The sequence below is a fragment of the Microcoleus sp. PH2017_12_PCY_D_A genome, from assembly GCF_020738565.1.
Classification (GTDB): domain Bacteria; phylum Cyanobacteriota; class Cyanobacteriia; order Cyanobacteriales; family Microcoleaceae; genus Microcoleus.
This window is the reverse complement of the sequence record NZ_JAEQCI010000009.1, coordinates 46064-62710: the sequence shown is the minus strand read 5'-3', so window position 1 is coordinate 62710 and position 16647 is coordinate 46064. Positions and strand designations below refer to the sequence as shown.

Below are 16647 nucleotides of genomic sequence, written 5' to 3'. Positions count from 1 at the left end.
CGTGCCGACGAAAACAGAAGTAAAAAACGATCTAGAATTTTACGACGAAAATGCTGATAATTGGTGGGACGAAAATGCTAAAATCTATGCTCTCTACCATCTCAACAAACCCAGATTTGAGTTTTTCGACAGACACGCGATTAATTGGCGGGGGCTGAAAACCTTAGATGTCGGGTGCGGCGGCGGTTTTTCCTGCGAGTTTATGGCCGAGAGGGGCGCTGTGGTTTCGGGAATAGATCGATCGCACAAGTGCATTGTAGCAGCTCAAAATCACGCAGTTACCAGCGGTTTTGAGATTGACTACAGACAAGGTTTTGCCGAAAATATGCCCTACGCCGACAATACCTTCGATGTGGTAATCTGCGTAGATGTTTTAGAACACGTTGCCGATTACAAACAAGTTGTGTCAGAGGTTCACAGAATTCTCAAGCCCGGGGGACTGTTCTTTTTCGATACAATAAACCGAACTTTTTCCTCGCAAATTGTGATGATTCGACTCATGGAAAATATCTTGCAGGAAATTAAGCGGGGCGTCCACGATTGGGAAAAGTTTATTACCCCCGAGGAACTGTCTGCGGTAATGCGCGATACGGGCTTTGGCAAGATTGAAATTAAAGGTTTTGATATGTTTGGAGAAATGGGCGCTGTTTTAGGCGAGATGCACGGTTTTTGGCAAAAATTAACAACAGGAAATCAGCTATTTCCTTCCCTTGTAAGTTTCCAACAAATTTCTCAAGTGCTACTCTCTAATATCGCCAACTATGTTGATTACAAAAAATCTGGGTTGTTTAAAATCCAAATTAATGAGGATACATCGATTATGTATGTGGGCGTGGGGGTGAAGAAGCAGTCAGTTAATTGTTGATTTTTCACTGCTGTTATTAGGGGCGGGTATGAGACGGATTTGTGCGATCGAGCAAATCCGCCTCATACCCGCCCAGATTTTTGCAAGCTAATTGCAAATATTTAGCAAGTATTTTAAAAGTAAAGCCATCGCGCCTCGCAGTTCGATCGCCCCTAAATACCGCCATGTATGAATTTGGGGCTGCTATCGCTGCCAGGATCTTTAGTGCAGCAGCCTTTTGTAACAAATCTTAATCTTAAATTCTTGACAATATATCTAAAGTGCATGGTAGCTTATTGAATATTAATTGCAATAACTGCCGGAAGTTAACAGTACCTGGAGGTCAATCACCGTGACAGCAGCAATAGTTTCCGCGTCAGCCTCGCGAATCAGCGACGGACAACCCGCCGACAGCCAAAAACTGATGAGTTTGGGTAAAAATTCCGAAATACCCGACCTCGATAACTCCAAAGATGTCACCATAGCCGTCTTAGAAGGAGTCGGAACTTTCACGGTGGGCGATCGAACAGTCACTTTAACACCGGGAGTATTTGTGTTTGTACCCGCCGGCATCCCGCGCCGACTAAAAGTAGCAACGACGCTGAATTTATTACTAATTGACTGCGAAGCCGACCCCGATATGAGCGAATCAGCTTGGTTGATGAATTTTCAACTTTAAGCAGATGAAAAAACAGTGTCCTTGCTGCCTTGACTCCCTCATTTCTCAGGTTAGCCACAATCGAGTCTACTGGTTTTGTCTGAATTGCAGGCAAGAAATGCCAAGTTATGACTCAAAAAAAAGAAATCTCAAGCACTATCAAATTTCACCTTCGGAGTAAAAATGTCAAAAGCAATTGGTCTTTTCTACGGAACTACAACTGGTAAAACTGAGTCTATCGCTGAAATGGTTCGAGATGAATTTGGTGGCGATATCGTAACCTTGCACGAGATTGGCAGCATTGAAAATGATGATTTCGCCGAATACGAATGTCTGATTATCGCTTCTCCGACATGGAACATCGGCGAACTGCAAAGCGACTGGGAAGGTTTTTTCCCCGAACTGGATGATATAGATTTTAGCGGCAAAAAAGTAGCTTATTTGGGAACGGGCGACCAAGAAGGCTACCCGGATAATTTTATGGATGCAATGGGGATTTTAGCTGAGAAAATCTCGGAACTGGGCGGCGAAACTGTCGGTTATTGGCCGACAGACGGCTATGATTTCAATGAATCTAAAGCTGTAGTTAATGGCAAGTTTTTGGGTCTTGCTATTGATGAAGACAACCAATCCGATCTGACGGAAGCGCGCGTCAAAGCTTGGGTATCTCAACTCAAAAAAGAATTTGGGATATAGGATTAACGGTAGAGCAGTTTGGTAAACTGCAAAATACCTGTATTTTTGGGGCGGATACTCTGAACCCGCCCCACAATCAGCTAACCTAGGAACATCTCTTGCTCTGCGTTCTCTGCGCTCTCTGCGGTTCAAAAAAATAAGTCTTGTTTGCGCCAAAACATCCAGACTTGCTCTCTCGATCTACATATTTATTCAGGGTAATTGGGCAATGCCCGCGCTACATTTCAACGTTATGTCTCCTAAGTTCTAAGTAACTTTATATCCAACTTAAAATTGATGAAATTCAGTTCAGATGACGTGCTTTGGTTAAGTGTAAGTCCGAGTTTGCAATGCTTCGATCGGTCCCTGCTTTCCTACTTAAATGATTCTGTCCCCGTGCAAATATGGGAATACCAACAAACAGAAGACGAAGCTTGCTCTTTAGATATGGCTGTTGAACTTTTGCACGATTTTTTAACAATGCGCGATCGCCCAATTCACCTCCTAGGCCACAGTACCAGCGGATTAGTTGGTTTAATGTATGCGCGCCGCTATCCTCACAAAGTAAGTTCTTTGGGACTTTTAGCTGTGGGTATACCATCTGCGGTTAATTGGCAAGCACATTACTATACCCATCTTTCAGCTTTTCCCTGGAGTAGCAAACAAGTTTTAACTCAAATGGTGAGCGATATGCTGGGATTCCAAAATCCAAGTATCAATCAAAAATTTATACCATATTTTGAGGACGACTTAGCCTGTTCTCCTTGTCCTCACTCCTTATTTAGGATGAGTAATTCCAGCGATGAAGGTGTAGAAGTACCTTTGTTAATATGCAGCAGCAAAACGGATTTTGTGGTATCTCCTATTGTGATGCGCCGCTGGTCAAAATTTCTTAAAAAAGGGGATAGCTTTTGGGAATGTCCAGATGGTAGGCATTTTTTCCATCACTTCTATCCGGAACAAGTCGGGGAAGAAATACTGAATTTTTGGCTATCCCTACACACTCGCCAACGGGTTTTAGATTTTAAATTTTAGGTGTCGCATCCCAAGGATGACAATTATGGAGAAATGTATTAAGATGAGTTAATGAGTCTTATTTGCAATAAGCTGATGAAAAATATTGAACCGGTGGGCGATCGCAAAAACACCTCGGAGCATCCACAGCTATACTCCCAAGCACCGCTGAGCCTCAAAATCATTGTGCCGTTTTTAGGTGTATCCGTCAGCTTATTGCTATTCGTGATGCACACAGTAAAAATCGGATTTAGCAACAATCTCGAAGCAGGGCTACAGAAGGAAGTTGAAAACCAAGCAGCTTTGGCCGTGCGAGACTTCAAAAGTCGATCGACCCAACTGACAATGCAAGCCAAACAGCTAGCAGAACAACCAGAAATTATCCGCGCTATAAAACAGAAAGACACAGACATTTTACGCCAAGATATATTATCTCTACAAAGGAATTTTAAACTAGATTTAGTCAAAGTCGTCAACGCACGCGGCGAAATAGTCGCAGAATTGCGAGAAGAGTCGATCGCAGACAAGAATTTGCTGATTCAGGAATCGATAAAATTAGCACTTAACAGCCTAGAAAAATCAAGTTTCGTCAGCATTGACGGCAAACCGCAAGCCCTGCTAGTTGGATTTGCACCAATTAGAACTAACAACACTCTAATTGGCGGCGTACTTATTGGTTACTTAGTGACAGACGAACAATTACAGCAAATCAGCATTGATATTAACAGTCAGAATTACTTTGCCATCTTTCGATCGGGAAAATTAATTGCTACTAACTTCCCAGAAATTCGCTCAAAATCTTGGCAAGTACCGCAGCGACAAACACAACCTGTTAAAATCGAGTTCGAGCGCCGTTTCTACATGATAAAAACAGTAGCATTGTCAGACACTGGCGACAACGTAACCGCAGCCGTATTTCACCCAATGGCTGATGTCCAAAAAACGCAATTAACTTTATCTAGAAATCTGGATAGTTTTTTAGCTGGAGGAATCATTTTAGCTGCTGTTGTTGGTGCGGTAGTTGCCGGAAAAATAGCTAAACCCATTCTTGAGTTAACTCAAAACGTGAATTGGATGGCAAGAAATCAATATTTTTCTAGTAAATTACCCATTCCTTCCGGTTATGAAGTCGGTCAACTTGCTAAAGCTTTCAACTTTATGATTGAACAAGTAGAAAAGCGCGATGGCGAACTAAACTTGCAGTTGCACCAACTGCAACAAGCACTTCACGACTTAAAAAATGCTCAATCCCAACTAATTCAAGCCGAAAAAATGTCTGGTTTGGGGCTGATGATGGCCGGCATCGCTCACGAAATTAACAACCCAGTCAACTTTATTTATGGCAACCTCTGTCATGCCAATCAGTACACCAAATCTTTGGTCGAACTTGTAGAACTTTATCAAGTAGAATATCCGAATCCCAGCACGTCGATTCAAGACTATATTGAAGAAATTGAACTCGAATTTATAACAGAAGATTTATCAAAATTGCTGTCTTCAATGAAAATGGGAACCGAGAGAATTCAGCAAATTGTCGTGTCGCTACGCAACTTCTCCAGGTTAGACGAAGCCGACATGAAAGCAGTTGACATTCACGAAGGAATAGACAGCACACTGTTAATTTTGAACAGCAAAATTAAAACAAGCATTACTGTGACTAAAAATTACGGAAAACTGCCTTTAGTCGAGTGCTATCCATCGCAACTAAACCAGGTATTTATGAATATCACAGCCAATGCTGCAGATGCGTTGCTGAGCAATACAAATCTGCGGAACAAGCAGATTGAAATTTCCACAGAAATAGCAGGGAAAAATCAAGTAGTTATCAAGATTAGAGATAACGGTGCAGGGATTGACCCCGATGTTATGAACAGGCTATTTGACCCATTCTTTACGACTAAACCCGTAGGGAAAGGGACAGGTTTAGGGTTGTCGATTTCCTACCAAATTATTGATAAGCATCAGGGTAGAATAGAAGTGAATTCGGAAATAGGTCATGGTGCTGAATTTGCCATCTATTTACCAGTAAAACACTCATCAAATAAGGCTCTGGTTGCTGCCGAAGTCGAGAGAGATTCATGAATTTATTGCAATCGTATTTTATTTGTGAATGAGATTTTTTTTTATTAACCGCAGAGGGCGCAGAGGGCGCAGAGCAAGAGAGGAGAGAGCAAGAAATGTGGTACAGCTTATCAATCAGTGCATCTATCATCTATAGCTATTTTCCCAGATGCGTCGCTCGCTCGATTGTCGATCGAATTTAGGGGTTTTCGATGGATCCGCACCCTACGGCTACTATTTTGACCGAAACAGCCGCATCCCATTTGCGGTAACAATTAATGAAGTTCCCGTGTCTGCTAAAACTGCCACGGCTAATCCTACAAACCCAAAGGTTCCCAACAACAAAAACAGCGCTTTTGTTACTAGCGAAAAAATCACATTCTGCTGAATTACAGCTACAGTACGGCGGCTCAAATCGACTGCATAGGCGAGTTTTCTCAAGTCGCTACCAACTAACACCACATCGGCGGTTTCTAGTGCTATATCAATGCCGCCAACTGCAAAGCTGATATCGGCGGCTGCTAAAGCGGGGGCATCGTTAATTCCGTCGCCCACCATTCCTGCGCTTCCCAAGTTTCGCAATTGTTGAATTGCTTGGAGTTTGTCGAATGGCAGCAATTCTGCTTTATACTCAGATAGGTTGAGTTGTTGAGCTATTTGCTGAGCTACAAAAGTGCGATCGCCCGTGAGCATCACTAAATTGTTCAAACCCATCTGTTTCAGCAAATGTACGGCTTCGGCAGCTTCCAGTCGCAAGCCGTCAGCCAAAGCAATCACTCCCAACAAACCGATCCTGCTGCCGACTAAAACAGGAGTTTGCCCTAATTTTTCGATATCATCTAGCAGAGAGACTGCTGATTTTGACAGTTCGATATTTTCGCCGGCAAATAAGCGGCGATTTCCGACAAAATACCGATTATTGCCAAATTTCGCCGCAATACCTTTACCCGGATAAGCCGTAAAGTTTTCAGGAGTTTCTAACTCAATTTCTTCTTGCTTAGCTTTGGTAATAATTGCCTTAGCTAAAGGATGTTCCGATTTTTGTTCCAAAGAAGCTGCAATTAACAATACCGTGCTGGCGCTCAATTCTCCCAAGTCGTAAACCTTTTGCACAACAGGTTTACCTTCAGTCAAAGTACCGGTTTTATCAAAAGCCAGACTCTTGATTTTTCCCGCATTTTCTAAGCCGTTTCCGCCCTTAAATAACACGCCTTGACTGGTGGCTGCACCGATGGCGCTGACAATGGAAACCGGAGTGGAAATTACTAAGGCGCAGGGACAGGCTATGACTAACATTACCAGGGCGCGGTAGCACCAGATGCTGAATGGTTGACCAAAAATTAAGGGCCCAATTACTGTAAGGGCGATCGCGCTTACAATTACAATTGGAGTGTAAATCTCTGCAAACTTGTCCACCCACTGCTGAGTTGGTGCGCGGCTCGATTGCGCTGACTCGACTAAGTGAACAATTTTCGCAACCGTGGTATCATTCGCAGTGTGGGTAACTTGGACTTCCAAAAAGCCAGTTTGATTTAAGGTTCCGGCAAAAACGCGATCGCCCGTTTCCTTATCTTCCGGGATAGATTCTCCCGTAATTGGCGATTGGTCGATCGCCGAATTCCCCGATACAACAACTCCATCTAATGCTACCCTTTGTCCGGGGCGAATTGTCAGAATTTCTCCTACTTGAATTTCCTCAACCCGCAGCGTCACTTCACGGTTATTGTCGCGCTTGACAGTTGCCGTCTGTGGTGTTATGTCCATCAAACTAGCAATAGCATGGCGAGTGCGGCTGAAGGTAAAAGTTTGCAAAGTTGTTCCCAGACTAAACAGGAATACAACTAACGCCGCTTCAAACCAATCGCCTAAAGCTACCGCGCCAATTACCGAAATTGTCATCAACAGATTCATGTCGGCGCGGCGCAACCGCAACTCCATGAGGCCGGCGCGGGCGATCGGATATCCAGCTATAATAATACCGATACCGTAAAACGCCCGCGATATCCAAATTGCCAGGGCTAAATTCTGAGTTAGCAATCCCAGAATCAATCCTATTCCTGCTAAGATTACACTTTGTCCCCGGCGATTGCGAATCCAGAATTTCCAGTTTGTTGGATCGGGTTTTTGAGTTTTCTGGACTGTAGAATGCTGGTGATGATGGTGTTCACCCGAACAACAGTCCTCCTTCGAGGATACTCCTGCGGTGGGCTGTTCGATAGTGTAGCCTAGGTTTTTAATGCGATCGAAAATAGCCTTTTCTGTTACTTGTTCGGGGTCGTAATTTAACCGCAAACTTTCTGTGGCAAAAACTACATTGATGTCAGTAAGTCCGGGCAAATTTTGCAAGCCTGCTTCTACGGTTTTGGCACAGTTGCCGCAGTCCATTCCGCCAATCTTAGTTTGTAGGGTTTTGAGGGAAGGAGTTTGAGTCATTATTCAGTATCCTTTTGAGATTTTAGAATGATTATCACAATCACTGAACATACATTCAGATATTTAATTAAATGGTATCCTAATTTTCTTGAATTTGGCAACAATATTTTTTTTAATTAACCGCATAGGCCGCAGAGGGCGCAGAGTTAGAGAGGATAAGAAAGAGGAAAAGGGAAGGAGAGGGACTGAGGGCGATTGCTGTTCGTAGTGAGGACTTTAGTCCTTATCTTAGGACTAAAGTCCTCACTACGAACCTTGTTGATTCCGGGTAATTGAGCGAACATGAGATTAATGGCAATTTGCAGAAACTGGTTCCTCTACGGGTGCTGATTTATCGGCATTTACCCACACATAAATCTCCGTAGCATCGTCGCTGCAACTGTGACATCCGCCACACTTTTTCGCTTCTGCCATTTTACTGATGCGGCCTTTGCGGATGAGGCGGTTTAGCATTCCGCGCAAAGCATCGCCGTCCATGCGAAAATGGAGTTTCAAATCGGCGAGAGAAGCTCTTTTATTTTCAGCAATAAACTGTTGGATTTCGCTTAAAATCATGGTTTTTATCCTTTCTTGTCGTAAGATGTTGATGTGAATAGTGGTCGGATTGGGGCCAATACGGTTTACTTAAGAGATCCCCCCTTAGCTTGCCCCCTACTCGACCCCTACTCCCCTTCAAAAAGGGGAGTAGGGGGTGGGACAAGAATGCTCTCTTGCGTCCCCCGGGAGGGGGATGCGAGGGGGATCTCCGGCGCATAAATAGTGTTAAGTATTGGGATTGGGGCGGGTTTATGAGATTTTTTGTCTTTTCTGTAGATGGTTGGTGAACCCGCCCCTACAGAATCTTGGGATGTTTTTTTTCTGAATTCATTGGTGAATAATTTTATGGTGTGTAGGGGCGGGTTCACAGACAATTTATGGCAAAAATAAATAATAGTGTAAACCCGCCCCACCCAACAGACAATCAAAATGTACGATATGTACGATTGATTTATTGGTAATATCATTACTGATTTCTTAGGCTCTCTCAGCTAGAACTTCGCTTGTCCGAGTCAATCTATTTTGTAAGGTGCGGATATGTGAGATTGCGATCTTTCTTTAGGAATTTTCGATGTATCCGCACCCTACAACTAATGAATACTAACTATTGACTTATTGCTTCGCGACGCTTGGGGCGTATTGCACCAGCCATTTTTAATCCCACAAGTGTCAGGGCCATAGCTATTACCAATCTCACTACCCAAATAAGTGAAGATTCTGGATGCTCTGCGTATGTCGCAATTTGATAATAGAGCACTGCCGCCCAGTAAGCTAAACCAGTAGTCCAAGCACCGGCGAATATTGTCCAACCTAAATTAGTTTCGCGGTAAAGTGCTGCTGTTGCGGAAACGCAAGGAAAGTACAGCAATACAAACAGCAAGTAGGCAAAGGCGGCTTGATTGGAACCAAACCGTTGAGACATTTGTCCGTAGGTACTGTCAGAAATACCTTGCTCCTCTTCTGCTGCTTTTTGGTCTGTAATATTGGCGGAACTTAAACCGAGGGGATCGAAAAGTTGACCGGGAAGTTTTGCTAGATTCTCTGGAATGCTGAGATATGCTTTGCTCATGCCACCCCAAAAACTAAACTCTTCTACTTTTTCAGGTTCTGCACCTGTTGCTGCTTTTTGTTCGTCTGCTAGTTCTGTGTAGAGGGAGTCTAAGGTGCCGACCATTACTTCTTTGGCAAATACTCCTGTTAGTAAACCGACGGTTGCTGGCCAGTTTTCTTGAGTAATTCCCATCGGAGTAAAGACGGGTGTTACTGTGCGGGAAACTGCACTAAGAATTGAATCTTTGGTGTTTTCTTTGCCAAAGGAACCATCGGTGCCGACGGAGTTCATGAATCCGAGGATAATTACCATAATTACGATCGCAATTCCGGCCTTTTTGATAAAAGCTTGCAATCTGTCCCAAGTCCGCAGCAGCACGCCTTTAAGTTTGGGAATGTGGTAGGGTGGCAATTCCATCACAAAAGGTGCAGCTTCTCCTTGCAAAATGGTGTTTTTTAAGATTAGTCCAGTGAAAACTGCGGCTAAAATTCCTAACAGGTAAAGTCCTAACACCATATTCTGCCCGCCGACTTGGAAGAATGCGCCGCAAAATAAGGCGTAAACTGCTAATCTGGCACTACAAGACATGAATGGATTCATCATAATTGTCATCATGCGATCGCGCTTATTTTCTAATGTCCGCGTCGCCATAATTCCGGGAATATTGCACCCAAAACCCACCATCATCGGCACAAAGGACTTGCCGGGAAGTCCGACAAATCGCATTAATCTGTCCATGACAAAGGCAGCCCGTGCCATGTAGCCGGAGTCTTCGAGGGCAGACAAACATAAGAACATCATCCCAATTTGGGGAATAAAAGTAGCTGTAGTTTGAATACCGCCACCGGCACCTTTGGCCAGCAGTCCGATTAACCATCCGGGGGAATTGATGCTTTCTAAAAGCTTAGCGAAACCATCTACAAAAACTGTCCCAAAAAAGATGTCAAAAAAGTCGATCAACACGCCTCCAACGTTAATCGAAATGGTGAACATTAAGTACATCACTATCAAGAATATTGGAATGCCTGCGAAGCGGTTGAGCACAACTTGGTCGATTTTGTCGGAAACGTTAGTTTTGACTTCCCTGGAACTTTCGGCGACGCCTTGGGTTAGGGTGCGGATGTATGTGTAGCGGCTGTCGGCGATGATAATATCGAGGTCATCATCAAGGGTTTCGTGGACTCGGCGACGGTGGGGAACGACTATTTTTTCGAGTTCTGTATCGGCGAGTTCCGGGGCGACTTCATCCTGGTATTCTAGGAGTTTCAGTGCTGTCCAGCGGGCATCTACACAGCGGTTTGGGCTGTTTTTTTCGATGTGTGGTACTAATTGGGCGATCGCATCTTCGATGACAGCCGGATAAGCTACGTATGCAGATGGTGCGATCGGCTTTTGTAGCGCTTTATTAACAGCATCGCGCAACAGAGGCACTCCGTCATTTGACGAAGCACTCATCGGGACTACAATACAGCCGAGGCGTTCTGCGAATTTGCTAACATTAATTCGGATATCCCGTTCTTTGGCAACATCCATCATGTTTAGCGCTAGTATCATCGGCACCCGCATCTCCAAAATTTGGGTAGTGAGATACAAATTGCGCTCTAAGTTGGAAGCATCAACAATATTAACAATCACATCAGCTTCGCCACCTAGCAAATAATCTCGCGCTACCAATTCGTCAAGGCCAGTATCTCCGTCTTCGGCATCAAGAGAATAAACTCCCGGCAAGTCAACAATAGTAATTGCTAAACCATCGTGAGTGTATTTTCCCTCTTTACGTTCCACTGTTACTCCCGGCCAATTTCCCACTCGCTGGTTAGCACCTGTCAAAGCATTAAATAAGGTGGTTTTGCCACAGTTGGGATTGCCCACCAATCCAATAATTTGCTTGGCCATTATTTCACCTCCTCTACAAATAGGGTTTTTGCTTCATCTTTCCGTAAACTGAGTTTGAAACCCCGGACTAGGATTTCTACGGGATCTCCTAGGGGTGCGTGGCGAGTGACAGTAAATTCAGTTCCCGGCGTCAATCCCATTGCTAACAATTTACCTTTGTAAGCGCGGGCTGTTTTCTCATAGCCAACTACTCTACCGGTGCTGCCAACAGCTAAATCTCCCAGTTGTTTCTTCTCGTTCATTTTTTCAATTGATAATTGGTAATTGGTAATTGGTAATTGGTAATTGGTAATTGGTAATTGGTAATTGGTAATTGGTAATAACTTTTTTTATGTCCAATGACCTGTTTGGCCTTCTTCCCAATGACCTGTTTGGCCTTCTTCCCAATGCCTCCGCTCTCCCAATTCCCCTAATTAGTACACATAATTTTCTGTGCCATACCAGCCCCTAAACCGATGCGGTTGTCGCCCATTGCTACAATCACGGAACCGTCAGAATTGCTGATGATTTGAATTTCGATGCCGGGGACAAATCCCATACCGATGAGGCGGCGCACTGTGCCATCTGAACCCTTGAGTTTGACTATCCGCAGTTTTTCGCCCATGCTTGCCATTGCTAGCGGGAATGATTTACTCTTAGCTGAGTCTGGTTGAGCTTCAATCTGAGCTTCTGTGCTGCTGTCTTCGGTTTTCGAGGCTTCAGGTGTCTCGCCGTAAAAGGTAAAACCCTTGAACTGTGGGGGGTTTGACTCTTGGTTCTGTTGGCTGTATTGTTGTTTCATCTGTTTTAGTGGTCGATCGACTTTAGTAACAAGTTGTTTGGCTTGCTTGTGCGAGAAACTTGAGATTAATTCTCAATACGATCGGCTCGCAGTCGCAGACAGGGCTAAATTCCCCGTTTTAGCGAACTCTTTCCCCTTTAATATTTCCGAGGCCGCTATTCCCCGCGCCCAGACATTAGACGAGTTTTTGGCCGGTTCCTAGTTTTAATCTATCTTGCGCTAGATGCCGATTTGCGCTTTAACCCCAACCAAGCAAGACTTACTGCCCTTAAGTATAGTAGACTAAAAAGAATTATTAGCAACAATTGTCAAATATTTTGACCTCGGGTTAACAAACTCAGCCTTAGCGGGGCAAAGCGATACTAAATAGCGATCGCATTTTAAGCGGTCGATCGCCCTAAATCCTCAAATAGGAGGCGATCGAGCAATATATAATTAAGTGTTAGGGCGATCGCGGGGGCACCGCCACTACGAATTCACAATTTATCAAGAATTATGCCAGCAAGTTTTCTGCCAAAATCGATCGCACAACTGACAGAATCTACCTCAATTGCCTTAGCCCAAAGCATTCAACACGAGGAAATTACAACTCCCCTAACAGAGGGGCCAATTGCCACAAGCTACGTGTGCCAAGGCAGCGGAAATACGCCGATCTTGTTAATTCACGGCTTCGACAGTTCCGTGTTTGAATACCGCCGCCTGTTGCCGCTGCTTGCCGAAAACAATGAGACTTGGGCGCTTGATTTGTTGGGTTTTGGCTTTACAGAAAGAGCGCCGGATTTGCCATTCAGCGCGATGGCCATTGGCACTCACCTATACTATTTCTGGAAAACGCTAATTTCCCAGCCTGTAATCTTAGTCGGTGCCTCGATGGGAGGTGCAGCAGCAATAGATTTCACCCTCGCTCATCCCGAAGCTGTCAAAAAATTAGTCTTAATAGATAGTGCAGGTTTTGCGGTAACATCTAATAAGGGCAAATTTTTAATTCCTCCTTTAGGATATCTGGCAACTTCATTTTTGCGAAACCCTAAAATTCGCCAAAAAATTAGCGTCAATGCTTATTACGACAAAACTTTGGCTTCTGTTGACGCTCAAACTTGCGCTGCTTTGCACTTAGAAATGCCCAACTGGAATCAAGCTTTAATTGCGTTTACCAAAAGCGGCGGTTACGGAGGTTTTGGGGCAAAACTAGCGCAAATTCAGCAGCAGACCTTGATTTTGTGGGGAAAACAAGATAGAATATTGGGGACTGCGGATGCAGAAAAGTTTAAAAGTGCGATCGCAAATTCTCAACTTATTTGGATACCCGACTGCGGACACGTTCCCCACTTAGAAAAACCGCAGATTACCGCGCAGCATATTTTAGAATTCACAGCTAAAGTAGCAGGTTCGTAGTGAGGACTTCAGTCCTCTCTCATTTGAAGAGGACTGAAGTCCTCACTACCAAAGTTAAACTTTCGGCAAATACTTTTGTACGATTGTCCATCCGGTTAACAAAACAATCGCAAATCCCGCAAACAAAACCAAATTAGTGCCAATGTGTAGCGGACGCGCCCAAGGATTTTTAGGGCCAATTTGCAGCCCGCTTCCCACAGAAACCAAAACCAAAGCCACCACAGCTAACCCCGCCGATAAATGAGCCGAGTGACCCAAATTGCCGTAATATCCCAGCGTACCGACTACGCCAATTAAGAGCAGTAAAATTACCAGAGTCGCCATCCCCGCACCAGTCACCAAATGAAAGGGACGCAGCCATTTTGGGCGAGGCTGTTTCGTGCTGCGGGCGGCAAACATCCAGGTTCCAGTAACGGCCAACAACAGGTAAGCCAAAAGCGACGCACCCATTGACCACGCCGCTATTTTCCACAACCACAAGAAAGAAGGCAGATTCATGATTTAAATCCCGAGTTAGGGATTTGCAACAAAGGTTTCTTTCCGATTTTACCGGGAGTTGAAACCAAAAATGAATATTATTGCCAGAAAGTGCGATCGGGCTTTCCACAGCTTCCATCTGTCTGGTCGGAACCGCCTTCCCCTTCTAGCTTCGTGGTTTAACTGTCAACGAAAGGCATTTTATAAAACCCTAATTTTTGTTCTACTATTAATCGGAAAAACGGCAGACCTTCTATCAAATATCTCCTCCACAACCTTCTCGGCTCGCTTAACAGTCGGTACGCCCATTCTATGCCGACTTCGCTCATCCATTTCGGAGATCTTGCTTTGCAACCAGCTTCAAAATCAATGGTTGCACCTACGGCCAAGAAAACTTTCACGTGTGTGAATTTACTCCTGTATTTAACCAGCCACTTCTCTTGCTTCGGCGCTCCCACTCCTATAGCCAAAACTGTAGCTCCTGATTTATTGATCGTGTCAATTATTGCTTCACACTCCTCCTCATTTTTTTCAAACCCAAAAGAAGGAGAAAGTGCTTCAACAACTATTTCTCTACCAATTTTTTGATTGATTTTTTCCTGAGCTTTCCTAGCAATTCCTTCAGCCGCTCCTAGCAAAAATATTTTAACGTCCTCGTTATCCTTGTGATACATATAAAATGCCGGAAACAAGTCAGAACCAGAAATCTTTTCCTTGAGAGGAGTACCCAAAAATTTTGAGGCATACATCAAGATTTGACTGTCGCAGACTCTATAACTAGATGTATTGTAAGCTTCATAAAACTCGCGGTCATATTGCAGCTTAATTAAGTGGTCTACATTGGGTGTAAATACCACACCGCCTTCGTCGTCTAGTTTTTCAAACAACTCTGTAATTGTAAAGTTATCTATCGCTACATTCAATAAATTAACTGTTTTCATTTTGTTATTCCCATCCAGCCTTGATATTCAACTACAACTCAAACCATAAACCCACACTACAGCAACAGTGTTTTCACTACTTGGGGGTGGGGTGAATATACTTTTTTCAGTATATCGCCCTACACCCCACCTGTCCAGTCAGAATGTTTAAAGATTGTGTAAAGAATCTGCTGCTTTTAGGAAAAAATGTATAAAGCTAAGTTGGTTTACAACTCGCAACACAGTTTTAATGAAAACACAATCCCGTGCTAATATTTGAAACCTTGCCAATTAATGCAGTCAATATTTTATTTTTTACATTAATTTTGAGCAAACTGAGAAAGAAATTGCAACTTCCTAACTAGATTTAATACAAAGGTAGTAGATTTTTGAATTTTTGTATCTAGATAATGCAATAGATTTTCAAGCTGTGAGCGCGCTCACAGCTTGAAAATCATCCTGATTTTTGGTGAACCAGCGACTGTCTTCTTGGTGGCGAACTGGTTTTCTTGGCCTTGAGACTTTCTGGAGCTTTTAAAACCAGACCCGATATTCCTCCCGCAATGACTGCAAAAATCGGGTTAGCCATAGCGTTCAAAACACAGTCAAACATATACATAGTTACGGCTACTCCCAGGGCCGCAGCGGGCGCTACTTTCGGATGAGACCAGGTTCTGGCCGGATACTTGAACGTAAATGCGACAACAGGAAGTAAAAATGAAGAAAATAAACTAACTAAACCGACTGCACCGTTGATGCCAAATGCAATAATCCACAAGCTGTCGGTGACCGAGATATCTTTACCGTACCCGTCGTACACGCGGTTTCCGCCACCATCCCCCCAGCCAAAAAGAAATCTTTGTCGCGCTTTATCTCCTAATATCTCTTCCATGTCAAATCTAAACTTCAGAGAGGCGGCCCGTTCTTCACCAAATATGGGATTGATTACACTCATCACGTCTTGGCTGGAAAATTGACCCGATGCAGCTACATACAGATAAAACGCTATATATCCAATTACGAATAGTAGTGGTAAAGAAGTCCGAAACCACTTGGCACAAAATAATATGACCAATGCGAAAAAAAATAAACTATAAGCGCCTGTAGAACGGCACAGAAAAAAAGCGATTGTTAATACAATTGCTAGAGTCTTAATCTTTTTGCCCTGAAACTTTTTGAGCGTCCCAGTTTGCCAGAGCCAAACTGCGATTAAGGCTGCTGTCATCATCCACACGCCCACCATCAAACCGTGCTGCATAAATACTACCGGTCTCCACCCCCCCAAGCGCCTTGCTTGACCCCAGTCCTCAAAGGCGTTGACGCCGTAAACCATTTGGTGCAGAAGTGGGCCCCTAACCCCTTCAAATAAAGTAAAAGGAACGTAGGCTAAACCACCTGCAAAAATCCCGATCGCCAATTGTCGCAGCCCGTCTAAACTACCCATATACAACCGTCCAAAAAAATAAGGCAGACCCCAAGTAACGATTTGGTTGAAAGTCGGAGAAATCGGGCTACCGCCATTAGTAACTTGTGAAACAATTGGAGACAAACATAAAATTACCATTGGCACGTCCAGCCAACCAGGCTTAAATTTGGTGAAGCGCTCAGTATCGTAGATAATAACACCCAGGAAAATGGCGTAGCAAGATGCCGAAACTTTGGTATACGCCGGAAATATGGGGATGGGATAAGAAACTTGTGGTAAAAACAGCCACGCTGCCACAAAAGTGATAATTACCGCCCGCTGAGTCGGAAACCTCACAAACAAGTAAAGAACGATCGGGATCAAACCGAACATCGTAATTGGGATTAATGCAGCCATAGGTTTTTTGTGGCAGTAAAATGCTAGAAAAACTACTTTATTTCCCGGATCTGAATTCTCGCTCTTACGATCGCCTCTTTGCC

15 protein-coding genes are annotated in these 16647 nt (G+C 43.9%); 6 read left to right on the top strand and 9 right to left on the bottom strand.

What is annotated here, in order from left to right; all coding sequences use genetic code 11:
* Nucleotide 1 precedes the first annotated feature (1 nt).
* Nucleotides 2-865, top strand: a complete 864-nt coding sequence (gene ubiG, locus JGK39_RS00335) for a bifunctional 2-polyprenyl-6-hydroxyphenol methylase/3-demethylubiquinol 3-O-methyltransferase UbiG (protein WP_293247483.1) — start codon at nucleotides 2-4, stop codon at nucleotides 863-865.
* Between the two features lie 16 nt (nucleotides 866-881).
* On the opposite strand, the gene JGK39_RS00330 is transcribed toward ubiG, so the two are convergent.
* Nucleotides 882-1031, bottom strand: a complete 150-nt coding sequence (locus JGK39_RS00330; RefSeq protein ID WP_293295407.1) for a hypothetical protein — start codon at nucleotides 1029-1031, stop codon at nucleotides 882-884.
* 165 nt (nucleotides 1032-1196) lie between these two features.
* Here JGK39_RS00330 and JGK39_RS00325 point away from each other — a divergent pair, with 165 nt between their 5' ends.
* The 4 genes from JGK39_RS00325 to JGK39_RS00310 all read left to right on the top strand — a co-directional run bounded on the left by JGK39_RS00325 (nucleotide 1197) and on the right by JGK39_RS00310 (nucleotide 5273).
* On the top strand, nucleotides 1197-1523 hold the full coding sequence (locus JGK39_RS00325; RefSeq protein WP_293247486.1) for a cupin domain-containing protein: 327 nt from the start codon (nucleotides 1197-1199) through the stop codon (nucleotides 1521-1523).
* A 162-nt stretch (nucleotides 1524-1685) separates the two neighbouring features.
* The gene (fldA, locus tag JGK39_RS00320; protein ID WP_293247489.1) at nucleotides 1686-2198 is read left to right on the top strand and encodes a flavodoxin FldA; all 513 of its coding nucleotides are present in this window, start codon (nucleotides 1686-1688) and stop codon (nucleotides 2196-2198) included.
* Nucleotides 2199-2474: 276 nt separating this feature from the next.
* Nucleotides 2475-3212 (top strand): alpha/beta hydrolase, encoded by a 738-nt coding sequence (locus JGK39_RS00315; protein WP_293247492.1) that lies wholly within the window; start codon nucleotides 2475-2477, stop codon nucleotides 3210-3212.
* Between the two features lie 75 nt (nucleotides 3213-3287).
* Entirely contained in the window at nucleotides 3288-5273 is a 1986-nt protein-coding gene (locus JGK39_RS00310) for an ATP-binding protein (RefSeq protein ID WP_293295405.1), read from the top strand.
* Between the two features lie 213 nt (nucleotides 5274-5486).
* On the opposite strand, the gene JGK39_RS00305 is transcribed toward JGK39_RS00310, so the two are convergent.
* From JGK39_RS00305 to JGK39_RS00285, 5 genes are all read right to left on the bottom strand, one after another.
* Nucleotides 5487-7685 (bottom strand): cation-translocating P-type ATPase, encoded by a 2199-nt coding sequence (locus tag JGK39_RS00305; RefSeq protein ID WP_293295403.1) that lies wholly within the window; start codon nucleotides 7683-7685, stop codon nucleotides 5487-5489.
* Between the two features lie 288 nt (nucleotides 7686-7973).
* Entirely contained in the window at nucleotides 7974-8240 is a 267-nt protein-coding gene (locus JGK39_RS00300) for a FeoC-like transcriptional regulator (RefSeq protein WP_293247501.1), read from the bottom strand.
* Between the two features lie 586 nt (nucleotides 8241-8826).
* Nucleotides 8827-11169 carry a Fe(2+) transporter permease subunit FeoB gene (gene feoB / locus JGK39_RS00295; protein ID WP_293295401.1) on the bottom strand — a complete coding sequence of 781 codons (2343 nt, stop codon included), beginning with the start codon at nucleotides 11167-11169 and terminating at the stop codon, nucleotides 8827-8829.
* Complete coding sequence (locus JGK39_RS00290; RefSeq protein WP_293247507.1) at nucleotides 11169-11411, bottom strand: FeoA family protein; 243 nt, start codon at nucleotides 11409-11411, stop codon at nucleotides 11169-11171. The genes feoB and JGK39_RS00290 overlap by 1 nt, the downstream gene beginning before the upstream one ends.
* A 167-nt stretch (nucleotides 11412-11578) precedes the next feature.
* Nucleotides 11579-11950 carry a FeoA family protein gene (locus JGK39_RS00285; RefSeq protein ID WP_293247510.1) on the bottom strand — a complete coding sequence of 124 codons (372 nt, stop codon included), beginning with the start codon at nucleotides 11948-11950 and terminating at the stop codon, nucleotides 11579-11581.
* Between the two features lie 495 nt (nucleotides 11951-12445).
* On the opposite strand from JGK39_RS00285, the gene JGK39_RS00280 reads away from it, so the two are divergent.
* Nucleotides 12446-13345, top strand: a complete 900-nt coding sequence (locus tag JGK39_RS00280) for an alpha/beta hydrolase (protein WP_293247513.1) — start codon at nucleotides 12446-12448, stop codon at nucleotides 13343-13345.
* A gap of 54 nt (nucleotides 13346-13399) precedes the next feature.
* Here the strand turns inward: JGK39_RS00280 and JGK39_RS00275 are convergent, their stop codons facing one another.
* From JGK39_RS00275 to JGK39_RS00265, 3 genes are all read right to left on the bottom strand, one after another.
* Nucleotides 13400-13843, bottom strand: coding sequence for a DUF4079 domain-containing protein (locus JGK39_RS00275; RefSeq protein WP_293247516.1), 444 nt, complete (start codon nucleotides 13841-13843; stop codon nucleotides 13400-13402).
* Nucleotides 13844-14001: 158 nt separating this feature from the next.
* On the bottom strand, nucleotides 14002-14763 hold the full coding sequence (locus tag JGK39_RS00270; RefSeq protein ID WP_293247519.1) for a WecB/TagA/CpsF family glycosyltransferase: 762 nt from the start codon (nucleotides 14761-14763) through the stop codon (nucleotides 14002-14004).
* Between the two features lie 433 nt (nucleotides 14764-15196).
* Complete coding sequence (locus JGK39_RS00265) at nucleotides 15197-16564, bottom strand: O-antigen ligase domain-containing protein (protein ID WP_293247522.1); 1368 nt, start codon at nucleotides 16562-16564, stop codon at nucleotides 15197-15199.
* Between the last annotated feature and the right edge of the window lie 83 nt (nucleotides 16565-16647).

What these genes read in the sequence shown, in the direction of transcription:
- JGK39_RS00330 (WP_293295407.1), bottom strand. Translation starts at nt 1,031, where the DNA reads ATGGCGGTATTTAGGGGCGATCGAACTGCGAGGCGCGATGGCTTTACT.
- fldA (WP_293247489.1), top strand. Translation starts at nt 1,686, where the DNA reads ATGTCAAAAGCAATTGGTCTTTTCTACGGAACTACAACTGGTAAAACT.
- JGK39_RS00315 (WP_293247492.1), top strand. Translation starts at nt 2,475, where the DNA reads ATGAAATTCAGTTCAGATGACGTGCTTTGGTTAAGTGTAAGTCCGAGT.
- JGK39_RS00310 (WP_293295405.1), top strand. Translation starts at nt 3,288, where the DNA reads ATGAAAAATATTGAACCGGTGGGCGATCGCAAAAACACCTCGGAGCAT.
- JGK39_RS00305 (WP_293295403.1), bottom strand. Translation starts at nt 7,685, where the DNA reads ATGACTCAAACTCCTTCCCTCAAAACCCTACAAACTAAGATTGGCGGA.
- JGK39_RS00300 (WP_293247501.1), bottom strand. Translation starts at nt 8,240, where the DNA reads ATGATTTTAAGCGAAATCCAACAGTTTATTGCTGAAAATAAAAGAGCT.
- feoB (WP_293295401.1), bottom strand. Translation starts at nt 11,169, where the DNA reads ATGGCCAAGCAAATTATTGGATTGGTGGGCAATCCCAACTGTGGCAAA.
- JGK39_RS00290 (WP_293247507.1), bottom strand. Translation starts at nt 11,411, where the DNA reads ATGAACGAGAAGAAACAACTGGGAGATTTAGCTGTTGGCAGCACCGGT.
- JGK39_RS00285 (WP_293247510.1), bottom strand. Translation starts at nt 11,950, where the DNA reads ATGAAACAACAATACAGCCAACAGAACCAAGAGTCAAACCCCCCACAG.
- JGK39_RS00280 (WP_293247513.1), top strand. Translation starts at nt 12,446, where the DNA reads ATGCCAGCAAGTTTTCTGCCAAAATCGATCGCACAACTGACAGAATCT.
- JGK39_RS00275 (WP_293247516.1), bottom strand. Translation starts at nt 13,843, where the DNA reads ATGAATCTGCCTTCTTTCTTGTGGTTGTGGAAAATAGCGGCGTGGTCA.
- JGK39_RS00270 (WP_293247519.1), bottom strand. Translation starts at nt 14,763, where the DNA reads ATGAAAACAGTTAATTTATTGAATGTAGCGATAGATAACTTTACAATT.
- JGK39_RS00265 (WP_293247522.1), bottom strand. Translation starts at nt 16,564, where the DNA reads ATGGCTGCATTAATCCCAATTACGATGTTCGGTTTGATCCCGATCGTT.